Annotated in this window: 25 protein-coding genes; 9 read left to right on the top strand and 16 right to left on the bottom strand. The window is 67.8% G+C overall.

From position 1 onward, the window contains the following. Positions 1–44 precede the first annotated feature (44 nt). Positions 45–1,031, bottom strand: a complete 987-nt coding sequence (locus SFB74_RS25165; protein WP_432727071.1) for a Bug family tripartite tricarboxylate transporter substrate binding protein — start codon at positions 1,029–1,031, stop codon at positions 45–47. A gap of 169 nt (positions 1,032–1,200) precedes the next feature. Here SFB74_RS25165 and SFB74_RS25160 point away from each other — a divergent pair, with 169 nt between their 5' ends. Then, a complete protein-coding gene (locus SFB74_RS25160; RefSeq protein WP_432727070.1) occupies positions 1,201–1,947 on the top strand; it encodes an IclR family transcriptional regulator in 747 nt (248 codons plus the stop codon). A gap of 18 nt (positions 1,948–1,965) precedes the next feature. On the opposite strand, the gene SFB74_RS25155 is transcribed toward SFB74_RS25160, so the two are convergent. Continuing rightward, positions 1,966–2,976: a LacI family DNA-binding transcriptional regulator gene (locus SFB74_RS25155; protein WP_432731992.1), complete on the bottom strand. Its 1,011-nt coding sequence runs from the start codon at positions 2,974–2,976 to the stop codon at positions 1,966–1,968. Between the two features lie 119 nt (positions 2,977–3,095). Further along, positions 3,096–4,241, bottom strand: a complete 1,146-nt coding sequence (locus tag SFB74_RS25150) for an ABC transporter substrate-binding protein (RefSeq protein ID WP_432727069.1) — start codon at positions 4,239–4,241, stop codon at positions 3,096–3,098. A 404-nt stretch (positions 4,242–4,645) separates the two neighbouring features. Between SFB74_RS25150 and SFB74_RS25145 the strand changes: the two genes are divergently transcribed. Beyond that, positions 4,646–5,056 (top strand): winged helix-turn-helix domain-containing protein, encoded by a 411-nt coding sequence (locus tag SFB74_RS25145; RefSeq protein WP_432727068.1) that lies wholly within the window; start codon positions 4,646–4,648, stop codon positions 5,054–5,056. Between the two features lie 31 nt (positions 5,057–5,087). Here SFB74_RS25145 and SFB74_RS25140 read toward each other — a convergent pair whose 3' ends face one another. The 3 genes from SFB74_RS25140 to SFB74_RS25130 all read right to left on the bottom strand — a co-directional run bounded on the left by SFB74_RS25140 (position 5,088) and on the right by SFB74_RS25130 (position 7,730). Continuing rightward, positions 5,088–5,789 (bottom strand): DUF1353 domain-containing protein, encoded by a 702-nt coding sequence (locus SFB74_RS25140; RefSeq protein WP_432727066.1) that lies wholly within the window; start codon positions 5,787–5,789, stop codon positions 5,088–5,090. Further along, complete coding sequence (locus tag SFB74_RS25135; protein ID WP_432727065.1) at positions 5,786–6,730, bottom strand: alkaline phosphatase D family protein; 945 nt, start codon at positions 6,728–6,730, stop codon at positions 5,786–5,788. The genes SFB74_RS25140 and SFB74_RS25135 overlap by 4 nt, the downstream gene beginning before the upstream one ends. Before the next feature lie 100 nt (positions 6,731–6,830). Next, positions 6,831–7,730 (bottom strand): LysR family transcriptional regulator, encoded by a 900-nt coding sequence (locus SFB74_RS25130; RefSeq protein ID WP_432727064.1) that lies wholly within the window; start codon positions 7,728–7,730, stop codon positions 6,831–6,833. A gap of 133 nt (positions 7,731–7,863) precedes the next feature. Here SFB74_RS25130 and SFB74_RS25125 point away from each other — a divergent pair, with 133 nt between their 5' ends. Both SFB74_RS25125 and SFB74_RS25120 read left to right on the top strand, forming a co-directional pair. Then, positions 7,864–8,871, top strand: coding sequence for a Bug family tripartite tricarboxylate transporter substrate binding protein (locus SFB74_RS25125; RefSeq protein ID WP_432727063.1), 1,008 nt, complete (start codon positions 7,864–7,866; stop codon positions 8,869–8,871). Between the two features lies 1 nt (position 8,872). After that, positions 8,873–10,189 (top strand): FAD-dependent oxidoreductase, encoded by a 1,317-nt coding sequence (locus tag SFB74_RS25120; RefSeq protein ID WP_432727062.1) that lies wholly within the window; start codon positions 8,873–8,875, stop codon positions 10,187–10,189. Between the two features lie 22 nt (positions 10,190–10,211). Here SFB74_RS25120 and SFB74_RS25115 read toward each other — a convergent pair whose 3' ends face one another. Together SFB74_RS25115 and SFB74_RS25110 are read right to left on the bottom strand one after the other, a co-directional pair. Continuing rightward, positions 10,212–10,613: a phage holin family protein gene (locus SFB74_RS25115; protein ID WP_432727060.1), complete on the bottom strand. Its 402-nt coding sequence runs from the start codon at positions 10,611–10,613 to the stop codon at positions 10,212–10,214. Continuing rightward, complete coding sequence (locus SFB74_RS25110) at positions 10,607–11,005, bottom strand: VOC family protein (protein WP_432727059.1); 399 nt, start codon at positions 11,003–11,005, stop codon at positions 10,607–10,609. Before SFB74_RS25110 ends, SFB74_RS25115 begins: the two co-directional genes overlap by 7 nt. Before the next feature lie 99 nt (positions 11,006–11,104). Between SFB74_RS25110 and shkS the strand changes: the two genes are divergently transcribed. Further along, positions 11,105–12,520, top strand: a complete 1,416-nt coding sequence (gene shkS, locus SFB74_RS25105; protein WP_432727058.1) for a surface-behavior sensor histidine kinase ShkS — start codon at positions 11,105–11,107, stop codon at positions 12,518–12,520. A gap of 376 nt (positions 12,521–12,896) precedes the next feature. Further along, complete coding sequence (locus tag SFB74_RS25100) at positions 12,897–13,901, top strand: PKD domain-containing protein (RefSeq protein WP_432727057.1); 1,005 nt, start codon at positions 12,897–12,899, stop codon at positions 13,899–13,901. A gap of 88 nt (positions 13,902–13,989) precedes the next feature. Here the strand turns inward: SFB74_RS25100 and SFB74_RS25095 are convergent, their stop codons facing one another. From SFB74_RS25095 to SFB74_RS25060, 8 genes are all read right to left on the bottom strand, one after another. Further along, positions 13,990–14,592 carry a LuxR C-terminal-related transcriptional regulator gene (locus tag SFB74_RS25095; protein WP_007837193.1) on the bottom strand — a complete coding sequence of 201 codons (603 nt, stop codon included), beginning with the start codon at positions 14,590–14,592 and terminating at the stop codon, positions 13,990–13,992. 74 nt (positions 14,593–14,666) lie between these two features. Next, positions 14,667–16,001, bottom strand: coding sequence for a tryptophan--tRNA ligase (locus tag SFB74_RS25090; protein WP_432727056.1), 1,335 nt, complete (start codon positions 15,999–16,001; stop codon positions 14,667–14,669). A 19-nt stretch (positions 16,002–16,020) separates the two neighbouring features. Further along, a complete protein-coding gene (locus SFB74_RS25085; RefSeq protein WP_432727055.1) occupies positions 16,021–16,695 on the bottom strand; it encodes a site-2 protease family protein in 675 nt (224 codons plus the stop codon). A 41-nt stretch (positions 16,696–16,736) separates the two neighbouring features. Further along, positions 16,737–17,372: an L-threonylcarbamoyladenylate synthase gene (locus SFB74_RS25080; RefSeq protein WP_432727054.1), complete on the bottom strand. Its 636-nt coding sequence runs from the start codon at positions 17,370–17,372 to the stop codon at positions 16,737–16,739. 19 nt (positions 17,373–17,391) lie between these two features. Next, positions 17,392–18,369 carry a DMT family transporter gene (locus SFB74_RS25075; RefSeq protein WP_432727053.1) on the bottom strand — a complete coding sequence of 326 codons (978 nt, stop codon included), beginning with the start codon at positions 18,367–18,369 and terminating at the stop codon, positions 17,392–17,394. After that, positions 18,366–19,223, bottom strand: a complete 858-nt coding sequence (locus SFB74_RS25070; RefSeq protein ID WP_176662925.1) for a 3',5'-nucleoside bisphosphate phosphatase — start codon at positions 19,221–19,223, stop codon at positions 18,366–18,368. The genes SFB74_RS25075 and SFB74_RS25070 overlap by 4 nt, the downstream gene beginning before the upstream one ends. A 97-nt stretch (positions 19,224–19,320) precedes the next feature. After that, complete coding sequence (locus tag SFB74_RS25065; RefSeq protein WP_432727052.1) at positions 19,321–20,403, bottom strand: transporter; 1,083 nt, start codon at positions 20,401–20,403, stop codon at positions 19,321–19,323. Positions 20,404–20,425: 22 nt separating this feature from the next. Further along, positions 20,426–22,057 carry an inorganic phosphate transporter gene (locus SFB74_RS25060; RefSeq protein ID WP_432727050.1) on the bottom strand — a complete coding sequence of 544 codons (1,632 nt, stop codon included), beginning with the start codon at positions 22,055–22,057 and terminating at the stop codon, positions 20,426–20,428. A gap of 155 nt (positions 22,058–22,212) precedes the next feature. On the opposite strand from SFB74_RS25060, the gene ppk2 reads away from it, so the two are divergent. The 3 genes from ppk2 (at position 22,213) to SFB74_RS25045 (ending at position 25,845) form a co-directional block, all read left to right on the top strand. After that, complete coding sequence (gene ppk2 / locus SFB74_RS25055; RefSeq protein WP_432727049.1) at positions 22,213–23,142, top strand: polyphosphate kinase 2; 930 nt, start codon at positions 22,213–22,215, stop codon at positions 23,140–23,142. A gap of 82 nt (positions 23,143–23,224) precedes the next feature. Next, positions 23,225–24,283: an extracellular catalytic domain type 1 short-chain-length polyhydroxyalkanoate depolymerase gene (locus tag SFB74_RS25050; RefSeq protein WP_432727048.1), complete on the top strand. Its 1,059-nt coding sequence runs from the start codon at positions 23,225–23,227 to the stop codon at positions 24,281–24,283. 92 nt (positions 24,284–24,375) lie between these two features. Continuing rightward, positions 24,376–25,845: an MFS transporter gene (locus SFB74_RS25045; protein WP_432727047.1), complete on the top strand. Its 1,470-nt coding sequence runs from the start codon at positions 24,376–24,378 to the stop codon at positions 25,843–25,845. Positions 25,846–25,849 lie beyond the last annotated feature (4 nt).

The raw sequence follows: 25,849 nt of genomic DNA, 5'->3' as shown, positions 1-25,849 counted from the left end.
GCTTTCGGGGATGGAGGGAAAAGAGAAAGAGGAGCGCCGCGCCGTCAATCGAGCCTGATGCCCGAAGCCTTCACGATCGCGCCCCAGCGCACGCCGTCGGTGCGGATCAGCGACGCGAACTTCTCGGGCGGGCCGGACAGCACCTCCGCGCCCTGCGCGGCGAGCTTCTTCTGCACATCGGGCGTTGCGAGGGCCTTGTTGAAGGCCGCGTTGAGCCTGGCGATCGCGTCCCTGGACATGGCAGCGGGGCCGGCCACGCCGAACCAGGTGACGGCCTCGAAGTCCTTGTAGCCCGCCTCGACCATGGTCGGCACGTCGGGCAGGTCGCGGTTGCGCTGCAGCGAGGTCACGGCGAGCGCGCGCAGCTGGCCGCTCTTGATCTGCGCGATCAGCGTCGGCACCGACGAGACGTACATCTGGATCTGCCCGCCGACGAGATCGGTCAGGCCCTGCGACGCGCCCTTGTAGGGCACGTGCGTGAGCTGGATGCCGGCGACCTTCTGGAACTGCTCGGTCGCGAGGTGGGCCACGGTGCCGTTGCCGGAGCTCGCGTAGTTGAGCGCGGTGGGCTTGGCCTTCGCGGCGGCGACCACGTCGGCGAGCTTCCTGTACGGCGAGGAGGAAGAAACGACCACCACCAGCGGCGCCGATGCCACGAGGCCCACCGCAGCGAGATCCTTCACCGGGTCATAGGGCAGCTTGGCGTAGAGCGATGGATTGATCGCGAGGTTGCTGGTCTGGCCCAGCACCAGCGTGTAGCCGTCCGCGTTGGCCTTGGCCACGGCGTCGACGCCGATGTTGCCGCCGGAGCCGGGCTTGTTGTCGATGACGATGGTCCAGCCTTCGGAGGTCGCGACCTTGTTCGCCACCTCGCGGGCGATGATGTCCGTGCCGCCGCCCGGCGGGAAGGGCACGACGAGCTTGATCGGACGCGCCGGATAGGCCTGCGCCAGCACCATGCCCGAGGCGAGAAGAAGGGCGAGGCCGAGGGCCGCGCGGCGAGGAATGGAGCCGAGGCTCGAGGTACGCATGGATGTGTCTCCGAATCGTTCGTTGGGCGCCTGCAGGCCGTGCTGCGAGGCGTGGAGCGACTTTAGGTTTGCGTTCCATTCCATACAATGGTGGTCCACTGAACGGACCATGGACCACTGTGTGAAACAAACTCCAAGAACCAGATCCACCCGGACGGAAGTGATCGAGATGCCGCGCGAGGCGGACTCCGAGGCCACGGGTGGCGTCACCGCCGTCACGCGTGCGCTGCAACTGCTCGATGCCTTCGGCATGCAGGACGAGCACCTTTCGCTGGCCGAGTTGACCCGGCGCAGCCAGATGCACAAGACCACCGCGCTGCGCCTGCTGCGCACGCTGGCGCTTGCCGGCTACGTGGTGCAGCGCGACGACGGCGGCTGGAGGCTGGGCCCAGCGGCCGGCTGGCTCGGTGCCCGCTACCAGGCCAGCTTCGACGCCAACAACGTCGTCGAGCCGATGCTGCTGGCCCTTTCCAAGGCAACGGGCGAGAGCGCCGCGTTCTACGTGCGCGAGGGAAATTCCAGGACTTGCCTGGCGCGCGTGGAAGGACCGCAGCCCATCCGGCATCACGCACGCATGGGCGCGATGCTGCCGCTGGATCTGGGTTCACCGGGGCGCGTGATCCTCGCGTTTTCCGGCGAGCCCGGAAAGCTGTACGAGGACATCCGCAAGAAGGGCTATCACTACTCGATCGGCGAGCGCGAGAAGAACGTGGCGACGGTGTCCGCGCCGGTCTTCGGGCTGCGCTGGGCGCTGCTGGGCTCGGTGTGCATCTCGGGGCCGGCGGACCGCCTGCCCAAGGCCAGGTTGATCGGCCACGCCAAGACCATCATGAAGGCCGCGAACGAGCTCTCCTATGCGCTCGCGGGCCGGCCCACCGCACAGACGCCCGCGGTCGTCTCGACCTGGCATCCCTGAGCCCCGAAGAGGGAAAGGCTAGGAGCTCTCGCGCTGCTCGATGCGGAACGGGATCAGCACCGTCTCCGCGGGCGGCCGCTGCCCTTCGCGCGCGCCGTCGATCACGCGCAGCAGCAGCTCGCCGGCAGCCTTGCCGATGCCCACGCAATCCACCGCCACGGTGGTGATGCGCGGATGGCAGGCACGCGCCACTTCGAAGTCGCCGAAGCCCGCGATCGCGATGCGCCCGGGCACGTCCCAGCCGCGGCGCTGGCATTCCATCAGTGCGCCGAATGCCGAGAGGTCGGACACACAGAGCACCGCATCCACGTCGGGCCATTGGCGGATCAGCTGCGCCACGGCTTCGCCGCCTTGCTCCATCGAGATCGGCGGCTGGCCGAAGCTGATCACGCGGCCGTCGGGCAGGCCGAGATCGCGGATCGCCTCCGCGTAGCCGCGCTGCCGGTCGGCGCCGCGCGTGTCGCGGTTGGAAGTGCCGCCGATGAACGCGATGCGCCTGTAGCCCTTGGCGTGCAGGTGGCGCACCATCGCGCCGGCGGCCTCGGCATTGGAGAAGCCGACCGTGTGTTCGATGGGCGTGGCAGGCAGGTCCCAGGTTTCGACCACCGGCACGCCCGCGGCCTGGAGCATGGCGCGCGCGGCCGGCGTGTGCGAGCCGCCCGTGAGGATCACGCCCTCGGGCCGGCGCGCGAGCATGGCGCGCAGCAGGCGCTCCTCGGTTTCCACGCGGTAGTCGGTGTAGCCCAGCAGCAGCTGCAGGCCTCGCGCTTCCACGGCGGCGGTGATGCCCTGCGCGGTTTCGGAGAAGTTGGAGTTGTTGAGCGAGGGGATCAGCACCGCGACGAAGCCCGATCGCTTGCTGGAGAAGGTGCGTGCCGTCTGGTCGATGACGTAGCCCATTTCCTCGCAGGCCTGCAGGATGCGCTGGCGCAATGCCTCGGAGGTCACGCGGTCGCTGCGCCCGTTGCGGTTGAGCGCGCGCGACACCGTCATCTTCGACACGCCGACGCGCGCGGCCACGTCGGCCATCGTCGCGGGACGGGTGAGGGCAGCAGCGGGGGCAGGGGCTTTGGACGGGGGCAAGGGGCTTCTTTCTGTCGCTCTCGGACACGCGGGTTCGAGGATATGCGATGGAGAGCCCCGTGCCCCTACCGGATGTACTTGCCGTTGCGGTTGATCATGGTCAGTTCGACCATCGTCGAGCCCTGGTGGCTGGAAGGCGAGAAGCGCACGAACATGCCTCCCAGGTCCACTTCGCGCATGGATTCCAGCGCGGCGATGAACCTGGCGCGCGTGGGTTCGGCCCCGGCGCGCTGGAGCGCGGTCACGAGCAGCTTGGCCGTGATGAAGCCCTCGAAGCCCGAGTAGCCCGGCGCGGCCTGGCCTCCGGCTTCCCGGAGCGCGTCCTGGTATTCGCGCACCAGCGGCAGGGCGGTGTTCCAGGGCGAGGGGACGATCTGCGAGACCACGACGCCGTTGCCGTCCGCCGCGAGTTCGCTGGCGAACTCGTTGGTGTTGACGTTCGACAGCAGGTAGAACTGCGTTCCCCGCGTGCGCGCCCTGGTCCGCTTGATGAAGTCGATGCAGGCGCCGGGCGTGCATGCCATCACGATGGCGCCCGGGGACGCCGCAGCAAGGGCCTTGCTCGCTTCCTCGACCTTCAGATCCTTTCGGCTGTAGCTGGCCGTCGCGACGGCGGAGAGCTTGTAGCGGGCCAGCGCCTTCTCGAAGCCGGCGAGGGCGTCCTTGCCGAAGCTGTCGTCCTGGTGGAGCACGGCGATCCTGCCTATCTGCTGGACGGCGAGCTGGTCGATGATCGCGCCGGCTTCCTGCTGGTAGCTCGCGCGCAGGTGGAACACCAGCGGGCTGAACGGCTCGCGCAGCGACTGCGCGCCGCTGAAGGGCCCGATCATGGGCACGCCGTGGCGCACCGCCACCGGAATGGCGGCCTCGACGGTGGGGGTGGAGCGGTAGCCGAAGAGGGCGAACACCTTGTCCTGCGTGATGAGCCGCTCGGTGTTGTCCACCGTCTTCTTCACGTCGCGGCCGTCGTCGTAGGTCTTGAGCTCGACGCGCCTGCCGTTCACTCCGCCGCGCTTGTTGACGTAGGCGAAGTAGGCGAGCGCTCCATCGGTGCCCTCCCTGGCCACGGCCTGGCCGCTGAACTCGCTGGAGACGCCGAACAGCACGGCGGACTTGCCCACGCCGTCTTCCGCACGCGCGGACAGCGGCAGCAACAGGGACAGGAGCAGGGCGGCGCCCGATGCGGCGCCGCGCGAAAGCCGGAGTTTCATGAATGTCTCGCTGGTGTGTTGTCGTGAACTCTTCTTCGAGCGAAGGAGCGCGCCGCCGCAGGCCTGCCGCACGGGGCCCGGTGCCTCGCGGGCGCGGATCGTATTGCCGGTGGCCGGGGCGATCCATCTGTGTATCCGTGCTGTCTCGCGGCCCGGGCGGGCCGCCCGGGAAAACCCCGAGGGTTTTGTGCGCGGGTTGAAAGCAAGCCGAAAGTTCCGCTTCGCTATCGTGCGCCCGTCACACATCAGGGCCGCTCGCCAGTCCGCCTGGCGGCACAGGATCAAGGAGACAAGAGAAGATGCCGACGCATACGCAGACAACCGCATGGCCGCCGTCCGGCGCGAACCTCCGCGGGCACGACATGGTGAGCTTCGGCTGCTTCGAATGGCATGCCGGCGCCGGCGTGCTGACAAGGAACGGCGCGATGGTGCCGATGAGCGCGGGCGCCGCCGCCATGCTCGGCGCCCTGGCGAGGCGCCCCCGTCAGCCGCAGTCGCGCGAGGAACTGGCGCGGCTGACGCGGTCGTGCCCCGACGCGCCGCTCAGCCGCAGCGTCGACCTGCAGGTCTCGCGGCTGCGCAAGCTCGTGGAGGCCGATCCGGCCATGCCGAGGTTCATACAGACCGTGCGGGGCTTCGGCTACGTGTTCGAGCCGAACGGGGCCGTGCGCTGCTGGTCGTCGGGAGCGGCCCGGTCGCCCGCCATGCACCAGCGCTCGAGGCCCACCTCGTGGTACTTCCTGGGGGCGGAGCTGCGGATGGATGCGGGCGGTGGCGACGCCGCGTTCACGGTGGGCGGTCCGACCCGGACGTGAAGCACCGCTCGCGGGAGTCAATGCCCGCCGGTCACTCGGTGGCCAGCAGGTTCTTCATGCGCACCTGATCCCCGTTGCGGTAGTAGAGATCGTTGGGGCGCTTCTGCTCGGCGCGCTTCTCGAGGTCTTCCAGGCTGATGCCGTCGGGATTGGCCTGCAGTTCCTGTTCGAGCGCGGCGAGTTCGGCGTCGTTCGTCACCGTCGCATAGTCGGCCTCGCGGTAGCGGATCACCGGGTCGCCGCCGCTCGTCGTGAGGCTCTTGATGCAGTTGCCGCCGCAGTTCGTACCCGGAATCAGCTTGATCCACTTGGGACCGCCCAGGTAGACCGCGTAGTACATGAGCTTGGCCTTCGACTGCGGCACGCCCTGGTCGATCAGCCCTTCGTAGAAGACGCGATGCGTGGCGCGCCACGACCGCACATGGCGCACGCAGTAGTGGTCGTGGATGATGGCCGCCTTCAGGAACGACTCCTCGAAGGGCTTGCCGACGATCGGCTGGAAGATCGGCGGAATGGAGGCGCCGTCGGTGTCTTCTCCGTCGTCGGTTTCCCAGACGAGCTTGCTGCTGTCGGTGAACCGCAGCTTGTTCCTGACCTTGCACTTGCCGGTCTGGGTACATCCCGCGGGCTCCAGCACCAGATCGCCGACGAATTGCGCGTGCGCGAGCATCGATGCCGCGCCGAGGGCGGCCGCCGCGAGGATGCCTCGAAAGAAGGTCCGGGATGCTTTCACTGGATCTCCTGGTGCATGAAGGTGGCGTTGTCGATCACGTTGTGCATCTCCAGCCCGTTCTTGTCGAACAGCTTGATGTCGGTGCTCGCGCTCGAGTATTCGAGGATGCCGAAGTTCTCTCGCTGGCCCGTGAGGTAGTACTTGGTGACGAAGGCGCCGGAGGAGACGATCTCGAACATCTTCGTCTCGCCAGCCGGCGGCAGGAAGGCGTTCTCGTGGATGTCGCCGGTCAGGAAGATCGACTTGCGCCCCTGGATGATCGCGCGGAACTTCGCGTAGTCGTCGCGGTAGCGCATCCAGCCGTTGCCGGTCGCGCGGATCGGGGTGCCGGCGCAGATCACCACGTAGCCCTGCTCGTCGGCCAGCTCCTGCTTCAGGTAATCGAGCTGCTTCTGCCCGAGCAGCGGGCTGGCGTCGCCGGGGGCGGTGCTGTACCAGCGGGTGTCGAGGAAGATCGCCCGGCCGATGCGCTGCTGCTGGTGCATCAGGGGAATCGAGTAGTAGATGCCGTCCACGGTCGGGTCGAGGTGCGCCGGGTTCTTCAGCTGCTCGATCTGCATGTACTGCGTGAAGAGCCGGCGGGTCTGCTGCCTGACCTGCGGCTCGACGTCCGAGCCGTGGGCGTTGTTCCAGGCGAAGTCGTGGTCGTCCCAGGTGCCGTACACGCCGCCGCCGTTGTCCTGCCTCTGGCGCAGCGCGTCCCGCAGGGCCTTGAAGTTGGGCACGTTCCACTGCGCTTCGTATTTGCCCTGCATCACGTCGGCGAACTTTGCCGCGTCCCATTCGGACGGCTCACCCAGCTTGGGAAAGTAGTCCATGTAGATCTGGTCGCCCAGAAGGAACAGGTAGTCGGGCTGCTCCTGCGCGATGCGGTTCCACACGCGCTGGTAGCCCTCGGGGCCGGGCTTGAAGTTCATGCACGACGTGAAGGCGATCTTCATGGGGACTCCTCGTTCTCCGGTCTCTGGCTGCCGGGTGAGGCGGATCATAGGCAGCCGCCGCGCGCTGTCCCTCCGTAGAACATGGGATGGCGCAGCCCGTTCAGCCGCGTTCTTTTTTCAGCTGCCGCAGGGCCGCCTCGGCGTGCGCGACGAAACGGCCGGCCAGCAGCGAGGCCGCGAAGTTCTCGTTGGTCACCGCGAAGATGTCGAACGAAGGCGCGTTGCGTATCGGCCGGAAGCTCAGCCTGTCGGTCATGCAGCCGCGCGCGGTGAGGTCGTCGACGATCGCCACGCCCGCGCCCGCCGCAGCCATAGCGCAGGCGCTCTGGCCGGCGCGCACCTCGATGCGCGCCTCGGGCTGCAGGCGGTGCTGCACGCACCAGTCGGCAATGATGCGGCCCTGCGGCGTGTCGGGGCTGAAGGAGATCATGCGTTCCTTCAGGATGTCGGCCGGCGCCAGCGTGCGGCGGGCCTCCAGCGCGTGGCCGCGAGGGAACACGCCGGCCAGCGTCCACTGGCCGATGGGGCGGGAGGTGAGCAGCGGATCGTCGATGGCCAGGGTGGAGATGGCCACGTCGGCCTCGTGGGCCGCGAGGCGCTTGACCATTTCCCTCGCGAGCAGCACCTCGAAGTAGATGCGCGCGGAAGGAAACTCCTCGCCCAGCGCGGTGAGCGCGCGCGGCACCATGTCCAGGCCGGTGCTCGGGCTGCACAGCACGCGCAGCGTGAGCATCTTGCCGTCCTTCAATGCCTGCGCGCAGTCGTCGATGCGCGCCACGCCTCGGTACACCTGCTCGACCTCGGCGAACAGCGCCTGCGCCTCGGGCGTGGCCAGCAGCCTGCCCTTGCGCCGTTCGAAGAGGCGCAGCCCCAGCTGCAGTTCGATGTGCGAGAGCATGCGGCTGATGCCCGGCTGCGACACGTGCAGCGAGCGCGCCGCGTCGGTGACGGAGCCGGCCAGCATGACGGCGCGGAAGACTTCGATCTGTCGGAGGTTCATGACATCGCCCGTTTCATCGGCGTGGTTCGATAACGCGATGTTATGGCGTTGGCACGTCTTGGTATTTGCCGCATGCATGACGGCTTCCTAGCATCGGGTTTCTTTTCCAGAACAACCAAAGAGGCAAGAAGACATGGCCACAGCCACCGCCGCGCGCGGCATCACACGCAGGCATGCGATCTCGACGCTCTCGCTCGCGGCACTTGCGATGGCCGTTGGCCACCGCGCGCATGCCAGCGAAGCCTGGCCCACGAAGCCGGTGCGCATCATCGTTCCCTTCGCCCCCGGCGGCGGCGCCGATGGCTCTGCCCGCGTGCTGGCCGAAGTGCTGGCGCCGCAGCTCGGCCAGCCGGTGATCGTGGAGAACAAGCCCGGCGCGGGCAGCGCCATCGGCGTGATGGCGGCGCTGCAAAGCCGCGACGGCCACACGCTGCTGATGGGCAGCAACAGCATGGTGATCAACCCCTCGCTCAACCCGAAGCTGACCTACGACGTGGCGCGCGACTTCGACGCCATCGGCATGGTCTCGCAGCAGCCGCTGGTGCTGGTGGTGCCGGCCGATTCGAAGGCGAAGACGCTGGCCGAGCTCGTGGCGCAGGCCAAGGCGCAGCCCGGCAAGCTCAGCGCGGGCAACAGCGGCACGGGCACGCTGGCGCACCTGACGGCCGAGCTGTTCGCGCAGGAGACCGGCATCTCGCTGGTCAGCGTGCCCTACAAGGGCGAGAGCGCGCTGATGCCCGACCTGATCTCGGGGCTGGTGTCGATGGGCTTCCTGAACCTGCCCAGCGTGATCGTGCACATCCGCTCGGGCCGGCTGCGCGCGCTGGCCGTGTCGTCGGCCCAGCCGGTGGCCGAGCTGGCCAACGTGCCCACGCTGCGCAGCCTGAAGCTGCAGAGCCTGGAGGTCGAAGGCTGGGCCACGCTGGTGGCGCCCAAGGGCAGCATTCCGGCCGAGGGGCTGGCGCGGCTCGAGAAGCTGCTGGCCTCGGCGCAGCAGTCGGAAGTGGTGAAGAAGCGCTTCGACGCGCTGAGCCTTGAGACCTTCATCCGCGGCCGCGAGGCCACCGCGCAGTACCTGAAGGCCGAAGGCGCCCGCTGGGGACAGGTGGTGAAGAGCCGCGGCATCCAGGTCGAGAACTAGGATGAGCAGCGAAAACATCGGAACGAGCCGCGCGGTCGAGGCCGACGTGGTGGTGTGCGGCGGCGGCGTCGCGGGCACCATGGCCGCGGTGGCGGCGGCGCGGCAGGGCGCATTCGTCGTGCTGGTCGAGCGCTACGGCTTCCTGGGCGGCAACGCCACTGCGGGCGCGGTGGCGCAGTTCAACAGCTGGCAGACCGGCAACGGCCGCACCGTGGTGGCGGGGCTGGCCGACGAAGTGGTCCGGCGGCTGCGGGCATATGGCGGTGCGCGCGAGCACGACCGCTTCGTGATGTCCACCGGGCATCACATGGACCGTGTCGAGTACGAGCCCGAGGTGCTCAAGCTGGTGCTCGACGACATGGTGGCCGAGGCCGGCGTGCGGCCGCTGCTGCACGCGAGCCTGCTGGACGTGCAGTGCGAGGGGCGGCGCATTGTCGGCCTGCGCGTGCTGACCAAGGGCGGCCTGCTGGCGCTGCGCCCGGGCGTGCTGGTCGATGCCTCGGGCGATATGGACGCGCTGAAGCAGGCGGGCGCGCGCTTTCTCGAACTCGGCGGCGGCGAGGCACTGCAGCCGGCCACGATGATGTTCCGCTTCGGCCCGGTCGACTTCGGGCGCTTCGGCGCGCTCTCGAAGGCCGAGCTGGCCGAGCTCGCGGCGCGGGGCTACGCGCAGGGCGGGCTTGCGCGAGCCGCGCTGCACTCGAGCCGCGTTCCGCATTCGGACGACGCCTGGTTCAACATCAGCCGCCTGGCCATCGATGCCACCGACCCGATGGCACTCGGCGGAGCCGAGATCGAGGGCCGGCGGCAGGCATGGAAGGCGGCGGAGTTCATCGCTGCTTCGGTGCCCGGGTGCGGAAATGGCCGGCTACGCGCCTTCGCCACGCAGGTGGGCGTGCGCGAGACGCGCCGGGTGGAAGGCGACCATGTGCTCACGGCCGCCGAACTGCTGGAGCCGGTGCAGTTCGCCGACGCCATCGCGGCGGGCGCCTATCCGATCGACATCCATCCGGCGCAGGGAGGCTCGCTGCACTACGTGCCGATGGGCGACGACCATGCCTACCAGATTCCGTATCGCAGCCTGATCCCGTGCACGCTCGACAACGCGCTGGGCGTGGGCCGGGGCATCTCGGCCAGCCACGAGGCGCTGGCGGCGATCCGGGTCATGACGATCTCGATGGCGGTGGGGCACGCGGCCGGCATCGCCGCGGCCATGGCGGCGAAAGCGGCCGAAGAGGGCATGGGCGCACAGGTGCGTGCGGTCGCGGTGCCGGCGCTGCGCGAGGCGCTGCTGCGCGCCGGCGCGGTGCTCGCCTAGGCGCCCGGGCTTCTTGAGTCGTTCAGAGCCAGTTGCCGCTTTGCGGCATCTGCACCTTCTCCGCGGGGTCGCTGCCCGTGACGAAGGAGCCGATGACCACGCTCAGCAGCGAGATGAAGATGCTTGCGAAGAGAGCGGTCCAGAAGCCCGACACCCTGAAGCCCTTCACCAGCGCGGCCACCAGCAGGATCATCAGCGCGTTGATCACCAGCAGGAAGAGGCCGAGCGTCACCAGCGTCAGCGGCAGCGTTAGCACGATCAGCAGCGGCTTGACGATGGCGTTGGCCAGGCCCAGCAGCAGCGCCGAGACCACCAGCGCGCCGGTGCTGTCGAACTTGAGTCCGCGGAAGAGATGACTGGCCACCCACAGCGAGATGGCGGTGATGGCCCAGTGGATGAGGAAGGGAGTCAGGTTGTTCAGCATGGATGAGGTGTGTGGCAGCAGACGCAGAGCTTGTTTCCGTCGGGATCGCGGAAATAGGCTCCATAGTAGTCCGCGTGGTAGTGCGGCCTGAGGCCCGGCGGGCCTTCGCATGAGCCGCCCTGAGCCAGGGCCGTGGCGTGGGCACGATCGACCGTGGCGCGGTCGGCGGCCATCAGCGCCACCATCTGCCCGTTGCCGGGCGAGGCCGCCTGTTCGTCGTACGGGGTACCCACCAGAAAGAGAGGGCGGGGCGCATCGGGGCTCTGCCAGCCGGCCCACGGCTTGCCGTCGTCGCGGAACCTCAGCTTCAGGCCCAGTTCGCCGAGGAGCGCGGAATAGAAGGAGAAGGTGCGCTCGAAGTCGTTCGCACCGATGTAGACGTGGGACAACATGCGAGTTAATTCTTCCTGGTTAACGGCTCGATTGTTGACCTGAATCTCGATTGTTACCCCAAGAAACACTGGCGGACTGGCCGTTAAGATCGCCGGCTTATGGCCAATGCGTCGATCGCCAGCATGACCCCCGCCCCGGCTTCGGCCGATGAAGCCGAATCGTGGGTACGCGGCGAGCTCATCCGCAGCCTGATGCGCTCGGCGAAGGGCTCGTATTTCGTCTCCGCGGCGCTGATGCCGGCCATGGTCGGCCTGAACTGGGCCTACGTGCCACGTTGGGAGCTGCTCACCTGGCTCGTGGCCGGCCTGATCGCCACAGCCTGCCGCGCATGGGGCGCGCGCGTCTACGCGGTGCGCTATGCCGGGCGCAGCGCCGCGGCGCAGCAGCAGTTCACCGAGCGCTATGGCTTCGTCTGGAGCACCAGCGCGGTGGTGTGGGGGCTGTCGGTGCTGCTGTTCTTCGAGCGCACGCCGCAGGTCAACCAGTTCATGAGCTGGCTCATCGTGGCCGGCGTGGGCACCTTTCCGCTCAACGGGCTGGCGCTGCATCCGCCGCTGCTCAAGCGCTACGTCAACACGCTCTTCATCACGATGCTGGCGGCGGTGCTGCTGCGGCTCGTGTCCCTCACGCTGCAGCATCCGCAGTTCCAGTACGGCTACCTGATGCCCATACTGCCGATCCTGCACTGGTTCCTGCTGCTGCGGGCCGGGCGGCACATCCACGAGACGGCGCGCAACAGCCTGGAGCTGCTGTTCCACAACCACATCCTGATCAAGTCGCTGACCCAGCAGCGGCAGGCGGCGGTGTCGGCCGTGGCCATGAAGAACCGCTTCCTGGCCAGCGCCGCGCACGACATGCGCCAGCCGGTGCTGGCACTTTCGTTGTATGCCGACTGGCTGCGCAACGAGCCCGAGCTGGTGCTGGAGCTCGCCCCGAAGATCGTGCGCGCCACCCATGCGGTGAATGCGTTGTTCGACTCCATGTTCGACCTGGCGCGCATCGACTCGGGCCAGGTGCGCCTGCACGTCGAGCGGGTCGACGTGCCCGAGCTGCTGCACGACCTGGAACTGCAATACCGCCCCGTGGCAGAGAGCCGCGGTCTCGATTTCCGCGTGCACATGTGCGAGGGCTCGTTCCTCACCGACCCGATCCGCGTGCGCCGCATGATCGGCAACCTGCTGGCCAACGCGATCAAGTACACGACCGAAGGCGGCGTGCTCCTGGCCGCCCGCCAGGCGCGCGACGGCCTGCGCGTGGAAGTGTGGGACACGGGCATCGGCATCGCGCCCGAGCATCTGCGCGACGTGTTCCTGGAGTTCTACAAGGTGGCCGACCACGCCGGCACCTCGGATGGCTTCGGCCTGGGCCTGGCCATCGTCGCGCGGCTGTCGCATGTGCTGGGGCACCCGGTGAGCGTGCGTTCGCGGCTGGGCAGCGGCAGCGTGTTCCGCGTGGCGCTGCACGATGCGGACGAGGCGGTGGCGCAGGCGCGGGTGACGGCCTCCGGCGGCTGACCTGATCGCAGGCCCGGATGCCTGCATATTTCCGCGCACTCTGCGCTCGGAAGCTCCGACGACCCCCGATCGCATAGGGCCGCTTTGGATACTTTCGGTAACGTCATCTACGATCCCCGGCGCATCTTGCGATGCCTCCAGAACCACGATTCTGTGAGCTGGAGAACTATTTCTATTCGGGTGGGGGGATCAAATAGATATGAAGAGACAAGTCAAGCATGTCTTGGCAGGCAGTGCCGCGCTTCTGTTGCTGAGCGCATGCGGAGGCGGCGGTGGTTCATCGGGAGGCGGCTTTCCATTTCCGGTGCCTGCACCGGCTCCAGCACCGGCACCGGCGCCAGCGCCGTCTTCGGGGAATCCATCATCGGATCCGGGTGTGGTTTCGTCACCCGTCGCGGTGGTGACCTCGCCTTCCAGCGGAGCACTGGGCCAGGTTTTCAATCTCGATGGCAGCACGAGTACCGTGGCGAGCGGCAAGACCAAGACCTATCGTTGGGAACTGCGGTCCAAACCCTCCACGAGCCAGGCGGCTCTCGTTGATTCGGCCAGCGCGAAGCCTTCTCTTCTGCTGGATGTTGCGGGTGACTACGTTGTCCGCCTGATCGTCAATGATGGGGAGCGGGACAGCGCTCCGGTGGATGCGACGATCACCTCTGTGGTGCCTGCGTCCACAGGGCCTGTGCTGAAGTTCGTGCTCGTCGAGACGACCACGACGCCCGACTCGAGCAGGACCGCCAGCATCCAGGTATGCGATGCGTACCGGCTCGATAGCCATCTTGCAGATTTCTGGACTCCAGGGTTGGATGCCTCGAACTGCAATTCAGGCTTGGGCCTTCCTGCTGATTTCCAGACCCAATACCGAAGCGCGGGCTCTCTGCCGGTTGTCGCGGGCCTGTTCCCCGGCCCATTGGGGGAGCACAGCACGGTTGCAGCCGGCGCGTTCCCCACGGACTTGCCCGTGACGCCGATCCGCATGAGCTACGAGGTTGCAGCGAACCTCACGGGGCTGGCCCGTACATCGATCGGGAAAGCCGGTGGAACCTCACTGGACTACGTCGTTCCTGGGTACAGGATGTATGCCCCGTTGAGCAGCCCGGGTTCCAAGGCCACATACCGTATCGCCGGGGCAGTTGCTCCGCTGAACGCGCCCCAGGGCTGGGAAGCTGTCGTCGAAACTACTGTGAATATCGACGTGACGGCATATAGCGGCTCGACGCCGACGACGAAGTTCAACGTGTACACGAAGAAGTTCAGCGCAGACTTTTCCGAGAACGTCGATGTCGAACTCGACCCGTCGGCCTACCCGCAGTTCGCTGGCGACCAGGGGACTTACGCCTTGAGCGTGTCTCACCAGGTGGCCTACAAGAGAAAAGCCAACTGATGGCGCTGCGCGCTTGAAGGCAAAAAAGAACCGCGCATCAGGCGCGGTTCTTTTTGGAGGCGGAACCGTCGGGGCGGCTGGCCTTTTCTCAGCCCGACAACAATCCGTTCGTACGCGCGTAGTGCAGCGCCTGCGTCCGGCTCTTCACGCCCAGCCTGCGGAACAGGCGCCACAGGTGAACCTTCACCGTGTGTTCGCTGATCTCCAGGTCGGTCGCGATGTCGCGGTTGCTCATGCCCTTGTCGAGCATGGCGATCAGCTGCGTCTGGCGCTTCGAGAGCTTGCCGCTGTTGGCGGCCGGCATCTCGTCGGCTTCGTCTTCCGAGCCGGCCATCAGCAGGCCGCGCAGGGCGGCCGCCAGCTCGTTGGAGCTGGCCGACTTCTCGATGTAGGTGTCGGCGCCGGCCTCGATGCAGGCGTCTTCCATGTCGGCGGACGGCGCCGCCGAGTACACGGCGATCGGCACGTTCGGATAGACCTGCTTGACCGCGATCACGCCCGACACGCCGTTGGTGTCCGGCAGCTTCAGGTCCAGGCAGAAAAGCGTAGGCGCACCACGCTGCTGCACGGAGCCTGCGAGCTTGTCGAGGCGTTCGAGCTCGACGATGTTCTCGGCCGGGCGCAAGCGCCGCAAGACCATCACGATCGCGTCGCGCATCAGGGGGTGGTCATCGATGACATAAATGCTCATGTTTTCTTCCTTTGTGATCGCACCGTCTTCTCTCGTCATGCTCACCGGCGGATAAGCCGATGGGCGTTGGCGGATCAACTCCCGCTGGTTGTGCCGGGCGTTGTTTCCGTCAGTGCCTCCAGCGCCTCGTTGACGGCGCGTATTACCTCTGTGTCGATGGGCTCCATCTGGCCGGCCAGCGCGGGCAATGCCTCGCCGCGCTGCGCCTGCAGGATTGCGATGGTACGGCCCGCTTCCTGCGGCGAGGCGAATCCACGGCTTTGCAGCAGGGTTTCGCCGCGCGCATCCAACAGCTTGAAATAGAAAAGCCCGTCCGCCTTCTCGCGGTACTGCTTGAAACTGGGCCTGGCGACCTTCGCCGCCTTGGCTGCGCCCTTGTCCTTGCCGGTCGCGAGATTGCGCAGGCCGACCGCGTGGCGCAGGCTGGCCATGAACGGCTTCGACAGCGCCTGCGCCTTCTGTGCGCCCAGCAGCAGGGTGCGCTCGATCTGTGCCGGGTCGTTCATGAGCGCCTCGTAGCGCTCGCGCAGCGGCGCCACTTCGAGGTCGATGCGCTCGAACAGCATCTGCTTGGCGTCGCCCCAGCCGATACCGTCGGCGTAAGCCTTGCGCAGCGTCTCGGTTTCCTCCGCGCTGGCGAAGGCCTGGTAGATCTGGAAGAGCGCCGAGCCCTCGGTGTCCTTGGGCTCGCCGGGCGCGCGGGAGTCGGTCACGATGCTGGAGATCTGCTTCTGCAGCTGCGCGCGCGGCGCGAACAGCGGGATCGTGTTGCCGTAGCTCTTGCTCATCTTGCGGCCGTCGAGGCCGGGCAGGGTGGCGACCGCATCGTCGATCTCGGCTTCGGGCAGCGTGAAGTGATCGCCGTAGAGATGGTTGAAGCGCTGCGCCATGTCGCGCGCCATCTCGATGTGCTGCACCTGGTCGCGGCCCACGGGCACCTTGTGGGCGTTGAACATCAGGATGTCGGCGCCCATGAGCACCGGGTACATGAAGAGGCCGGCGGTCACGTCGGCGTCGGGGTCCTCGCCCTTGGCCACGTTCTTGTCGAGCTGCGCCTTGTAGGCATGCGCGCGGTTGAGCACGCCCTTGCCGGTCACGCAGGTGAGGAACCAGGTCAGCTCGGGAATCTCGACGATGTCCGACTGGCGGTAGAAGGTGACGCGCTCGGGGTCGAGCCCGCAGGCCAGCCAGCTGGCGGCGATCTCGAGGGTGGAGCGCTGGATGAGCGCCGGCTCCTGCACCTTGATGAGTGCGTGGTAGTCGGCCAGGAAGAAGAAGCTCTGCACACCGGGCGCGACGCTTTGCCGCACCGAGTGGCGGATCGAGCCGACATAGTTGCCGAGGTGCGGCGTGCCCGACGGCGTGATGCCGGTCAGGACGCGCAGGGGAGCTTTGGAAGACGAAGCCATGGGACAGACGAAGAAATACTTAAAGCAGCAGCGCCTTGAGCGGAGTGATCAGCAGGTTGATGACGAAGTAGCCCACGTCCATCAGCGGTCGCAGCCAGTAGTTGCTGACGATGCCCGCGAGGACGAGGCCCATCACGATGAAGAAGCCGTACGGTTCGATGCGCGCGAGGAACATCTGCGCCTGGCCGCTGGGCAGCAGGCCGGCCAGCACGCGGCCGCCGTCGAGCGGGGGCAGCGGGAACAGGTTGAAGGCCCACATGACGAGGTTCACCAGGATGCCGCCTTGCGCCATCTGAATGAAAAAGTGTTTACTCTCCAGGCCCGCAGCGACCAGCACGATCAACAGCACCGCCCAAAGGATCGCCTGCACGAAGTTGGAAACAGGCCCTGCCAGAGCCACCCACACCATGTCGCGCTTCGGATGGCGCAGCCGCCCGAAGTTGACCGGCACCGGCTTGGCGTAGCCGAACAGGAAGGCGCCCGAGGTCGCGAAGTACAGCATCAGCGGCATCAGGATGGTCCCGATGGGGTCGATGTGCTTCACCGGATTGAGCGTGACTCGCCCCATGACCTCGGCCGTGTTGTCGCCGAAATGGCGCGCAACGTAACCGTGCGCCGCCTCGTGCACGGTAATCGCGAAGATCACGGGCAGAGCGTAGATCAGGACGGTCTGTATGAGATTGGAAATATCCACTGGGCGATTGTGTCAGACAGGGAGTGCTTCTTTGCCCGATTTCAGAGGCCCAGCACGGCCAGCGCACCACGCCCTTGCCGCACCACGACGGGGTCGTCGCCCGTGCCCATGGGCGTGAGATCGACCACCGTGGTCGGCTGCGACGGGCAGGCGCCGGCGTCGATGACGGCGGCGATCTGCTTCTCGAAGCGCTCGCGGATGGTCTGCGCGTCGTTCAGCGCCTCGGTCTCGCCGGGCGCGATCAGCGTGGTGGCCAGGAGCGGCGCGCCGTGCAGCGCGAGCAGCTCCAGCAGCACCTTGTGGTCGGGCACGCGCAGGCCGATGGTCTTGCGCTGCGGGTGACTCACGCGGCGCGGCACTTCCTTGGTGGCTTCGAGCAGGAAGGTGTAGGGGCCGGGCGTCGCCGCCTTCAGCAGGCGGTATTGCTTGTTGTCGACGCGCGCGTAGTTGGCCAACTCGCTCAGGTCGCGGCACAGCAGCGTGAGGTGGTGCTTCTCGTCGACCTGGCGGATGCGGCGCAGCTGGTCGACCGCGTCCTTGTCGTCGAGGTGGCAGGCCAGCGCGTAGCTGGAGTCGGTGGGCACGGCCACGATGTCGCCGCGCTCCAGCAGCGTGACGGCCTGCTTCAGCAGGCGCTGCTGCGGGTTCTCTGGATGGACTTCGAAGTACTGGGCCATGATGAAGAAGGGTTCCTGGTCAGGATTCGGCGGGCTCGATGGGCACGCGGCGCTCGCGCACCGTGAGCCACGCGCCGGCCGCGCCGCAGACCGCGATCATCGCCATGCCGATGAGAGAGAAGCGGTCCGGCACGTGGGAAAAGACGATCCAGCCGCCGAGCATGGCGAACGCGATCTGCGCGTAGAGATAAGGCGTGAGCGTGGAAGCCGGCGCGCGCTGGTAGGCCAGGATCAGCATGAAGTGCCCCACCGTGCCCATGAAGCCCATGAGGCACAGCAGCGCCCACCACTCCCACGAGGGCAGCGAGGTCCACACGAAAGGCACTGCGAAAGAGACGATCAGCGTGCCCACCCAGCCGGTGTAGAAGTGCATGGTCAGCGGGTTCTCGGTCTGCGCGAGCTTGCTCGTGAGCACCTGGAACCATGCGTTGCTCAGCACCAGCCCCAGCGGCAGGAATATGGCCCAGCTGAAGGCGCTGCCCCCCGGGCGCAGGATCACCAGCGTGCCGATGAAGCCGCCCGCCACCAGCGTCCAGCGCAGCGGCGAGACATGCTCCTTGAGCGTTGTGGCTGCAAGCAGCGTGATCACCAGCGGGGCGATCAGCACGATCGACGTGAACTCGGCCAGCGGCATGTAGCGCAGGCTCAGGAAGGCGAAGATGCTCGACGCCAGCAGCAGCGCGCCGCGCAGTGCCTGGTAGCGCGGATGCCCCGTGCGCAGCAGTGCCGTACCACGCAGCGGCAGCAGCACCAGCGTGGTCGCCACCGCCTGGAAGGCGTAGCGGAACCACACGCCCATCAGGATGGGCACGCCGAGCGTGGAGTACTTGGTGGCCGTATCGAGCGTGGCGAAGCAGGCCACGGCCAGTATCACGAGGCCGATGCCGGCGAGGATGCGTTCCGATTCCTTGCCGAGGCTTCGCTGCTGCGCCGCGCGTGCGGCGGCCAGCGCAACGGTCGCCGCGTTGTCGGTGCTGGTCCCGGGGCTTGGGCTCACTGCTGGATACGGTCGCCGAGCAGTTCCCACACGGGAGTGAGCGCGCCGGGCAGTGGCGGCAGCTTGCCGAGATCGCAGTGGCTCTCGTCGGGGCTGTGGAAATCGCTGCCGCGCGAGGCGGCGAAATCGAATTCGAGCGCCTTGTCGGCGTACTCGACGAACTCGGCCGGCGTGTGGCTGCCGGTGACGACCTCGATCGCCTTGCCGCCATGCGCCTTGAATTCGAGGAACAGCGCGTATTCCTCGTTGGCGGTGAACTTGTAGCGGCCAGGGTGCGCGATCACGGCCATGCCCTTGGCGGCGGTGATCCAGTGCACCGCGTCCTTCAGCGTGGCCCAGCGGTGCGGCACGTAGCCGGGCTTGCCTTCGGTGAGGAACTTGCGGAACACCTCGGGCGTGTCGCGGCAGTGGCCCTGCTCGACGAGAAAGCGCGCGAAGTGCGTGCGCGAGATGAGTTCGGGGTTGCCGACGAACTTGAGCGCGCCTTCGTAGGCGCCGTGGATGCCGACCTTGGCCAGCCCTTCGGACATTTCCTGCGCCCGCTTGCCGCGGCCGCCGCGCGTGTCGTAGAGGCCTTGCGAAATGGCCGCGTCGTCGGGATCGAAGCCCAGGCCGACGATGTGCACGGTCTCGCCCGCGAAGGTGACGGAAATCTCGGTCCCGGTGAGGTAGCGCATGCCGTTGGCACGGGCCGCGGCGGCGGCGCGGTGTTGGCCGCCGATCTCGTCATGGTCGGTGAGGGCCCAGAGCTCGACCCCGTTGGCGGCGGCGCGCGCGGCCAGTTCTTCGGGCGTCAGCGTGCCGTCGGAGACCACGGAGTGGCAGTGGAGATCGGCATTGAGAATGGAGGACACCCTCGCATTCTATGGGGTCTGGAACCCTGTTGCGGGCGCGTGGATACTGCAAAAGATGCTATTAAATAAATAGCATTAATGCGCCGCTGCATGCGCCTCAGCGCTGCTTGCGGAAAGCCGCCCAGGCCGCCACCGCGGTGAAGGTCGCCACGATCGCCACCACGATCCAGAAGCCGTGCTTGTGGTCCGCCAGCGGGATGCCGCCCACGTTCATGCCGAACAGGCCGGCCAGGATGTTGATCGGCAGCGCCAGCACCGTGACCACCGTCAGCACGAAGAGGCTGCGGTTGTTGTCCTCGTTGACGTTGGCGGCGATCTCTTCCTGCAGCAGCTTGATGCGCTCCTGCAGCGCCTGCATGTCGCGCAGCACCACCGAGAACTCCTCGGTCGATCCGCGCAGCGCCTGCGAGTCGGGCTCGGCCATCCACGCCGGAGGCCCCTGCAGCAGCCGGAACAGCGCCGCCGGCTCGGGCGCCAGCAGCCGCTGCAGCCGCACCAGCAGCCGGCGCAGCACGCCCAGCCGCGCGCGCTTGTGGTCGAGGCGGCCGGCCAGCAGCTCGTCCTCGATGCGGTCGATGCGCGAAGTGACGCCGCGCACGATCTTCACCAGCACGTCGGCCTGCGCGCGCAGCAGGTGTTCGAGCAGCTCGGTGCTCGAGCGCGGCGCGTCGCCCGCCTTCACCGCGGTGCGCAGCGCGTCCACCGAGCGCAGCGGCTTGGTGCGCGCCGTGACCACGAGGCGCGGGCCCACGCTGATCCACAGCGTGGAGATGTCCGAGGGCTCGAAACTGAACTCGAAGTGCACGTCGTTGATGACGGCGATCAGCGAGTCGTCGTCGCGCTCGATGCGCGTGGAGGGCAGTCCCTCGTGCAGCGTCTCGTAGAAGGTGTCGGATAGGTTCGCGTGCCGCACCAGCCAGCGCTCGGCGTGCGCATGGCTCAGGTTGAAGTGCAGCCAGACGTAGGCGGGGTTGTCCTGGCCGTCGTCTTCGCAGCCGGCGCGGCCATCCTGGCCTTCGCCGGTCTCGGCGTCGCGCTGCCCGGCCAGCCAGGCGGCGGCCTGGGCCGAGTCGATGGCCCGCGCGGGCTCGGGCGCGCGGGTGTCGAAGAGGTAGCCGCAGATCAGCCCGGCTTCGTCGCCCCCGTACGACTGGGCTGCGAGGTCATGGAATGCCGACAAGATGGTAGATAGATGAGCAGGATCAGAAGATGCGGGTGAACAGCCAGTAGAGCGAGCCCGACAGCAGCATCGCCACCGGCAGCGTCAGCACCCAGGCCAGCGCGAGATTGCGCAGCGTGGACATCTGCAGGCCCGAGCCGCTGGCCGTCATGGTGCCGGCCACGCCGGAAGACAGCACGTGCGTGGTCGACACCGGCAGCCCGTACATGTCGGCCGCGCCGATCGTGACCATGGCCACCACCTCGGCCGAGGCGCCCTGCGCATAGCTCAGGTGCGTCTTGCCGATCTTCTCGCCCACGGTGACCACGATGCGCTTCCAGCCGATCATCGTGCCCAGGCCGAGCGCGATGGCCACCGCCACCTTGACCCACAACGGGATGAAGCGCGTGGCGCTGTCCAGTTCCTGGCGGAAGGTGTTCACGCGCAGCTTCGTCTCTTCGTCGAACTTGGCCGCGCCGCTCTTGTCGAGGTGGCGGATGGCCTCGGAGGCCAGGTACATGTCGTTGCGCACGTTGGCGACGGATTCCGCCGGAACGCCTGCCAGCGAACCGTGCTGGCGCACCTGCGTGCCGATGCTGCCAGCCGTGACGGCCAGGGCGGGAACGACGGTCGGGTTGAACTCGCGGGTGCGCACATAGGCGGAAAGCGTGTCGCGCGCGGCGGCGGGCTCCATCGCGGGCAGCGAGGTCGGCACGTTGCGGCTCAGGGCGGTCTGCGCCATTTCGGCCACGGCCACGAACTTGACGTTCTCGTTGGCAGGCATCGCACGGTTCAGCGCATAGGCCATGGGCACCGTGCCCACCAGGATCAGCATGATCAGGCCCATGCCCTTCTGTCCGTCGTTGGAGCCGTGCGCGAAGGACACGCCCGTGCAGGTGAGGATCAGCAGGCCGCGAATCCACCACGGCGGCGGCTCGCTGCCCTTGGGTTCTTCATACAGGGCGCGGTTCTTCACGAAGGCGCGCAGCGCCAGCAGCAGCAGGGCGGCGCAGCCGAAGCCGACCATCGGCGACAGCAGCAGCGAATAGCCCACCTTGGTGGCCTGCGCCCAGTCGACGCCGCTGGTGCCGTCGCGGCCATGCATCAGCGCGTTGGCCACGCCCACGCCGATGATCGAGCCGATCAGCGTGTGCGACGACGAGGCCGGCAGGCCCAGCCACCAGGTACCCAGGTTCCAGATGATGGCGGCGATCAGCAGCGCGAACACCATCGCGAAGCCGGCGCTGGAGCCCACCTGGAGGATGAGCTCCACGGGCAGCAGCGCGATGATGCCGAAGGCCACCGCGCCGCTGGAGACCATCACGCCCAGGAAGTTGAAGAAGCCCGACCACACCACCGCGAAGTTCGGCGGCAGCGAGTGGGTATAGATGACGGTGGCAACGGCGTTGGCGGTGTCGTGGAAGCCGTTGACGAACTCGAAGCCCAGCGCGATCAGCAGTGCCACGCCAAGAAGTATGTAGGGCACCCAGGTGGTGACGGGCGCTCCGGAGGCGGTCACGTCGCCGACCAGGCTCCAGGCCGTGAAGAGCAGGCCCGCGGCCAGCAGCCCCACGAAGGTGATCAGCGTGAGCGGACCGGGCTTGGCGTCGAGCTTTGGCCGTTGCGAGGCGGACGCCGACGGCAACTCGGCATGCGGGGCTGCGAGCGTGTTCATGGGGGATTCTGGGGTGTTGGAATGGCTTCAGATGGTGTTCGCCGTGTGTGACAACTACATGTCAACGGCGTCAAAACCGTCACGTAGTCGTCATATAGGGCGAGCAGCATGCTTTTTCGCCTCTCTTTTCAATCCTTTCTTCCGCTGCCCCCACCATGCTGACGAGCGCACTTCCCGACCACGAAGACCTGATGCAACGCATCGCCCGCGACCTGATCGACAGCTACGACGAAGAGCTCGAGCTGGAAATCGAGGACCGCAACATCGACGGCCTCGACCCCGCCGCGGGAACGACGGCCACTTCCACCGACAAGGCGGCCCGCCAGGCCTACTTCAAGGAGCTGTTCCGCCTGCAGGGCGAGCTGGTCAAGCTGCAGGACTGGGTGCAGCACAGCAAGCAGAAAGTCGTCATCCTGTTCGAAGGCCGCGACGCGGCGGGCAAGGGCGGTGTCATCAAGCGAATCACCCAGCGGCTGAACCCGCGCGTGGCCCGCGTGGCCGCGCTGCCGGCGCCCAACGATCGCGAACGCACGCAGTGGTACTTCCAGCGCTACGTGGCGCACCTGCCGGCGGCCGGCGAGATGGTGCTCTTCGACCGCAGCTGGTACAACCGCGCGGGCGTCGAGCGCGTCATGGGCTTCTGCTCCGACGACGAGTACGAGGAGTTCTTCCGCACCGTGCCCGAGTTCGAGAAGATGCTCGTGCGCTCGGGCATCAAGCTCATCAAGTACTGGTTCTCCATCACCGACGACGAGCAGCACATGCGCTTCCTCGGCCGCATCCACGACCCGCTCAAGCAGTGGAAGCTGAGCCCCATGGACCTCGAGAGCCGCCGCCGCTGGGAGGAATACACCAAGGCGAAGGAAACCATGCTCGAGCGCACCCACATCCCCGAGGCTCCGTGGTGGGTGGTGCAGGCGGTCGACAAGAAGAAGGCGCGCCTGAACTGCATCAGCCACCTGCTGGGCCAGCTGCCCTACCAGGAAGTGCCGCATCCGCCGGTCGAGCTGCCCGAGCGTGTGCGCCATGCCGACTACCTGCGCCAGCCCGTGCCGGCGAACATGATCGTTCCTGAAATCTACTGACGCATGCCCCGGGGCGGCGGCGCCGTTCCCGCAGTTAGGGCGAGGGTAGGCCGGCCGGCGCTTTGCGGTCACACTGCGCGCCATGGCCAGCCGTTCCACAGCTTCCGTTTTTGCCCGCGCCTACGAGCGCAACCTGCGTGCGCTCACCAAGGCCACGCTGAGTAACAGCAAGCGCATCGGCAAGCGCATCGCGGGACAGGTCCAGCGCGCAGCCGCCAAGCGGCTCAAGCCGCCGCCCGGCAAGGGCGACTGGCTCGGCGGCGTCGCGGTGGGGCCGGGCGGCGCGCGCGGCTATCACCTGTTCCGGCCGGCCGGTCTCGAACTGCAGCCGGGCGAGCGCCTGCCGCTCATGGTCATGCTGCACGGCTGCGGTCAGACCGGGCGCGACTTTGCCGCGAGCACCCGGATGAACGCACTGGCCGTGCGCCAGCGCTTCCTGGTGCTCTACCCCGAGCAGGACCGGCTCGCCCATCCGCAGGGCTGCTGGAACTGGTACGAACGCCGCTCCGGCAAGGCCGATGCCGAGGCCGCCACGCTGATGGCCGCCATCGACCAAGCCTGCATGCTCTACCCCGTCGACCGCGATCGCGTGGCGCTGGCCGGCCTCTCCGCCGGTGCGAGCATGGCGGCCCTGCTTGCGACGCGCTATCCGAACCGCTTCTGCGCCGTCGTCATGCACTCGGGCGTGGCGCCCGGCGCGGCGAAGTCGCCAGCCACGGCCCTGGGCGCGATGCGCGGCGAGCACGTACCGCCGATGCCCACCACGGCTGTCGGCAAGGCGATGGGCGCCGCGGCCGTCTTCACCACCTTGCCGCCGATGCTGGTGCTGCACGGCGACGCCGACGCGGTGGTCGCGCCGAGCAACGCCGTCAGCAGCGCCGCGGTCTGGGCCACGGCGGTGGGCGCGCGGCCCGGGCTGCCGCGCGATGTGCAGCGTGGCAAGCGCCGCGCGATGCGCGTGACCGACTTCAGGCGCAGGGGGCGAACGCTCGTCACGCTCTGCGAGATTGCGGGGCTGGGCCATTCATGGAGCGGCGGGGCGCCGAACCTCCTGTTCAGCGATCCCGAGGGGCCCGATGCCACGCGCATGATCTGGGCCTTCGCTTCCGCCCAGTTCAAGAAGGCCGCCACAAAGACCTGAGCGGCTGGCTCGATCGATCGGCTGCCAGAGCCCGGCCATGACCTCCCAGGTCATTGCCGCAGCACTGCGTCGCCCCAAGACTTGGGGCCATCATGACGCAGTCGAATCCCGCTGCCTCCGCTGCAGCAACTTCCCTTTCTCCCGCGGCCGGCCATGGCGCGGGCGTGACCAGGCCCGGCCGGCTCGGCCTGTGGGTCATGCTCAGCGGTACCTTCCTCGTGGTGCTGGATTTCTTCATCGTCAACGTCGCACTGCCGTCGATGCAGCGCGAACTGCAGGCGAGCGCGGGCACCCTGCAGTTGGTGGTGGCCGGCTACGGCCTGGCCATGGCGGCGGGCCTCGTCACCGGCGGGCGGCTGGGCGACATCTTCGGGCGCAGGCGGATGTTCATGCTCGGCCTGCTGCTCTTCGCGTTGTCCTCAGCAGCCTGCGGCTTCGCGCCGACCATCGAACTGCTGGTGGCCGCGCGCGTGCTGCAGGGGCTGGCCGGCGCGCTGCTGCAGCCGCAGGTGCTGGCCATGATCGGCCTGGCCTACACCGGTGAAGACCGCGCACGGGCCTTCGCGGCCTACGGGCTCGCGCTGGGGCTCGCCGCCACGCTGGGCCAACTCGTGGGCGGGCTGCTGATCCATGCCGACCTGGCGGGGCAGGGGTGGCGCAGCTGCTTTCTCATCAATGTGCCGGTCGGCCTGCTGGCGCTGGTGCTCGCGCCGCGCGTCATTCCGCCGCTGGCGAACACCGGCCACAGCAAGCTCGACCTGACCGGCGTGCTGCTCGTCGCCGCGGCTTCGGTGGCCGTGGTGCTGCCGCTGGTGGAGGGCCGCGAACAAGGTTGGCCGTTGTGGAGTTGGCTGTGCCTCGCGGCAGCAGTGCCCTTGCTCACGGCCTTCGCATATCAGCAACGCCGGCTCGCGGCACGCGGCGGCGCGCCGCTGGTGGCGCCGGTGCTGCTGGCTGACGGTCGCTTCGTCACGGGCCTGTTCACCACGCTGGCCTTCTACGTGGGCAACGCCTCGCTGTACTTCGTGCTCGCCCTGTATCTGCAGCAGGGCCTGGGGCTCGACGCGCTGAGCTCGGGCGTCGTCTTCACCTCGCTGGCGGTCGGCTTCTTCGCGACCTCCATCGCGGGTGCGCGCATCACGCGGCGCTTCGGCGGCAAGCCGCCCATCGCGCTCGGTGCGCTCGTGCTGGCGGCGGGGCATGCGCTGCAGTTCGTCAACGTCGCCGGATGGGCCGGGCATTCGCACGTCGTGGCGTGGATGGTGCCGCTGCTGTTCGTGCAGGGCGCCGGGCTCGGCATGGTGATGGCGCCGCTGGTGTCCACCGTACTGGCCGGCCTGCCGCCGCAGCATGCGGGTGTGGCTTCGGGCGTGATGTCGATGGTGCAGCAGGCGAGCAACGCGCTGGGCGTGGCGCTGATCGGCATCCTCTTCTACGGGAGGCTGGGCCACGCGCCCGATGCGGCGGGATATTCAAGTGCGTTCGGGGCGTCGTTGCTGTACCTGACGGTGTCGGCGCTGCTGGTGGCCGCGCTGCACCGGCGCGGCAGCCGACAGCGCTGAAGTG

The sequence above is a fragment of the Variovorax xiamenensis genome, assembly GCF_050916385.1.
In the GTDB taxonomy this organism is placed as follows: Bacteria; Pseudomonadota; Gammaproteobacteria; order Burkholderiales; family Burkholderiaceae_C; genus Variovorax.
This window is presented reverse-complemented; position numbering and strand designations above follow the sequence as displayed.

Bases quoted from the DNA above. Each gene is read 5' to 3' on its own strand.
- SFB74_RS25115 (WP_432727060.1), bottom strand. From the start codon at position 10,613: ATGCTGAACAACCTGACTCCCTTCCTCATCCACTGGGCCATCACCGCC.
- SFB74_RS25135 (WP_432727065.1), bottom strand. From the start codon at position 6,730: ATGAAGATCGCCTTCACGTCGTGCATGAACTTCAAGCCCGGCCCCGAG.
- SFB74_RS25165 (WP_432727071.1), bottom strand. From the start codon at position 1,031: ATGCGTACCTCGAGCCTCGGCTCCATTCCTCGCCGCGCGGCCCTCGGC.
- SFB74_RS25155 (WP_432731992.1), bottom strand. From the start codon at position 2,976: ATGGCCGACGTGGCCGCGCGCGTCGGCGTGTCGAAGATGACGGTGTCG.
- SFB74_RS25095 (WP_007837193.1), bottom strand. From the start codon at position 14,592: ATGAGCATTTATGTCATCGATGACCACCCCCTGATGCGCGACGCGATC.
- SFB74_RS25080 (WP_432727054.1), bottom strand. From the start codon at position 17,372: ATGGCCCAGTACTTCGAAGTCCATCCAGAGAACCCGCAGCAGCGCCTG.
- shkS (WP_432727058.1), top strand. From the start codon at position 11,105: ATGGCCAATGCGTCGATCGCCAGCATGACCCCCGCCCCGGCTTCGGCC.
- SFB74_RS25150 (WP_432727069.1), bottom strand. From the start codon at position 4,241: ATGAAACTCCGGCTTTCGCGCGGCGCCGCATCGGGCGCCGCCCTGCTC.
- SFB74_RS25060 (WP_432727050.1), bottom strand. From the start codon at position 22,057: ATGAACACGCTCGCAGCCCCGCATGCCGAGTTGCCGTCGGCGTCCGCC.
- SFB74_RS25050 (WP_432727048.1), top strand. From the start codon at position 23,225: ATGGCCAGCCGTTCCACAGCTTCCGTTTTTGCCCGCGCCTACGAGCGC.
- SFB74_RS25090 (WP_432727056.1), bottom strand. From the start codon at position 16,001: ATGGCTTCGTCTTCCAAAGCTCCCCTGCGCGTCCTGACCGGCATCACG.
- SFB74_RS25130 (WP_432727064.1), bottom strand. From the start codon at position 7,730: ATGAACCTCCGACAGATCGAAGTCTTCCGCGCCGTCATGCTGGCCGGC.
- ppk2 (WP_432727049.1), top strand. From the start codon at position 22,213: ATGCTGACGAGCGCACTTCCCGACCACGAAGACCTGATGCAACGCATC.
- SFB74_RS25125 (WP_432727063.1), top strand. From the start codon at position 7,864: ATGGCCACAGCCACCGCCGCGCGCGGCATCACACGCAGGCATGCGATC.
- SFB74_RS25110 (WP_432727059.1), bottom strand. From the start codon at position 11,005: ATGTTGTCCCACGTCTACATCGGTGCGAACGACTTCGAGCGCACCTTC.
- SFB74_RS25045 (WP_432727047.1), top strand. From the start codon at position 24,376: ATGACGCAGTCGAATCCCGCTGCCTCCGCTGCAGCAACTTCCCTTTCT.
- SFB74_RS25160 (WP_432727070.1), top strand. From the start codon at position 1,201: ATGCCGCGCGAGGCGGACTCCGAGGCCACGGGTGGCGTCACCGCCGTC.
- SFB74_RS25120 (WP_432727062.1), top strand. From the start codon at position 8,873: ATGAGCAGCGAAAACATCGGAACGAGCCGCGCGGTCGAGGCCGACGTG.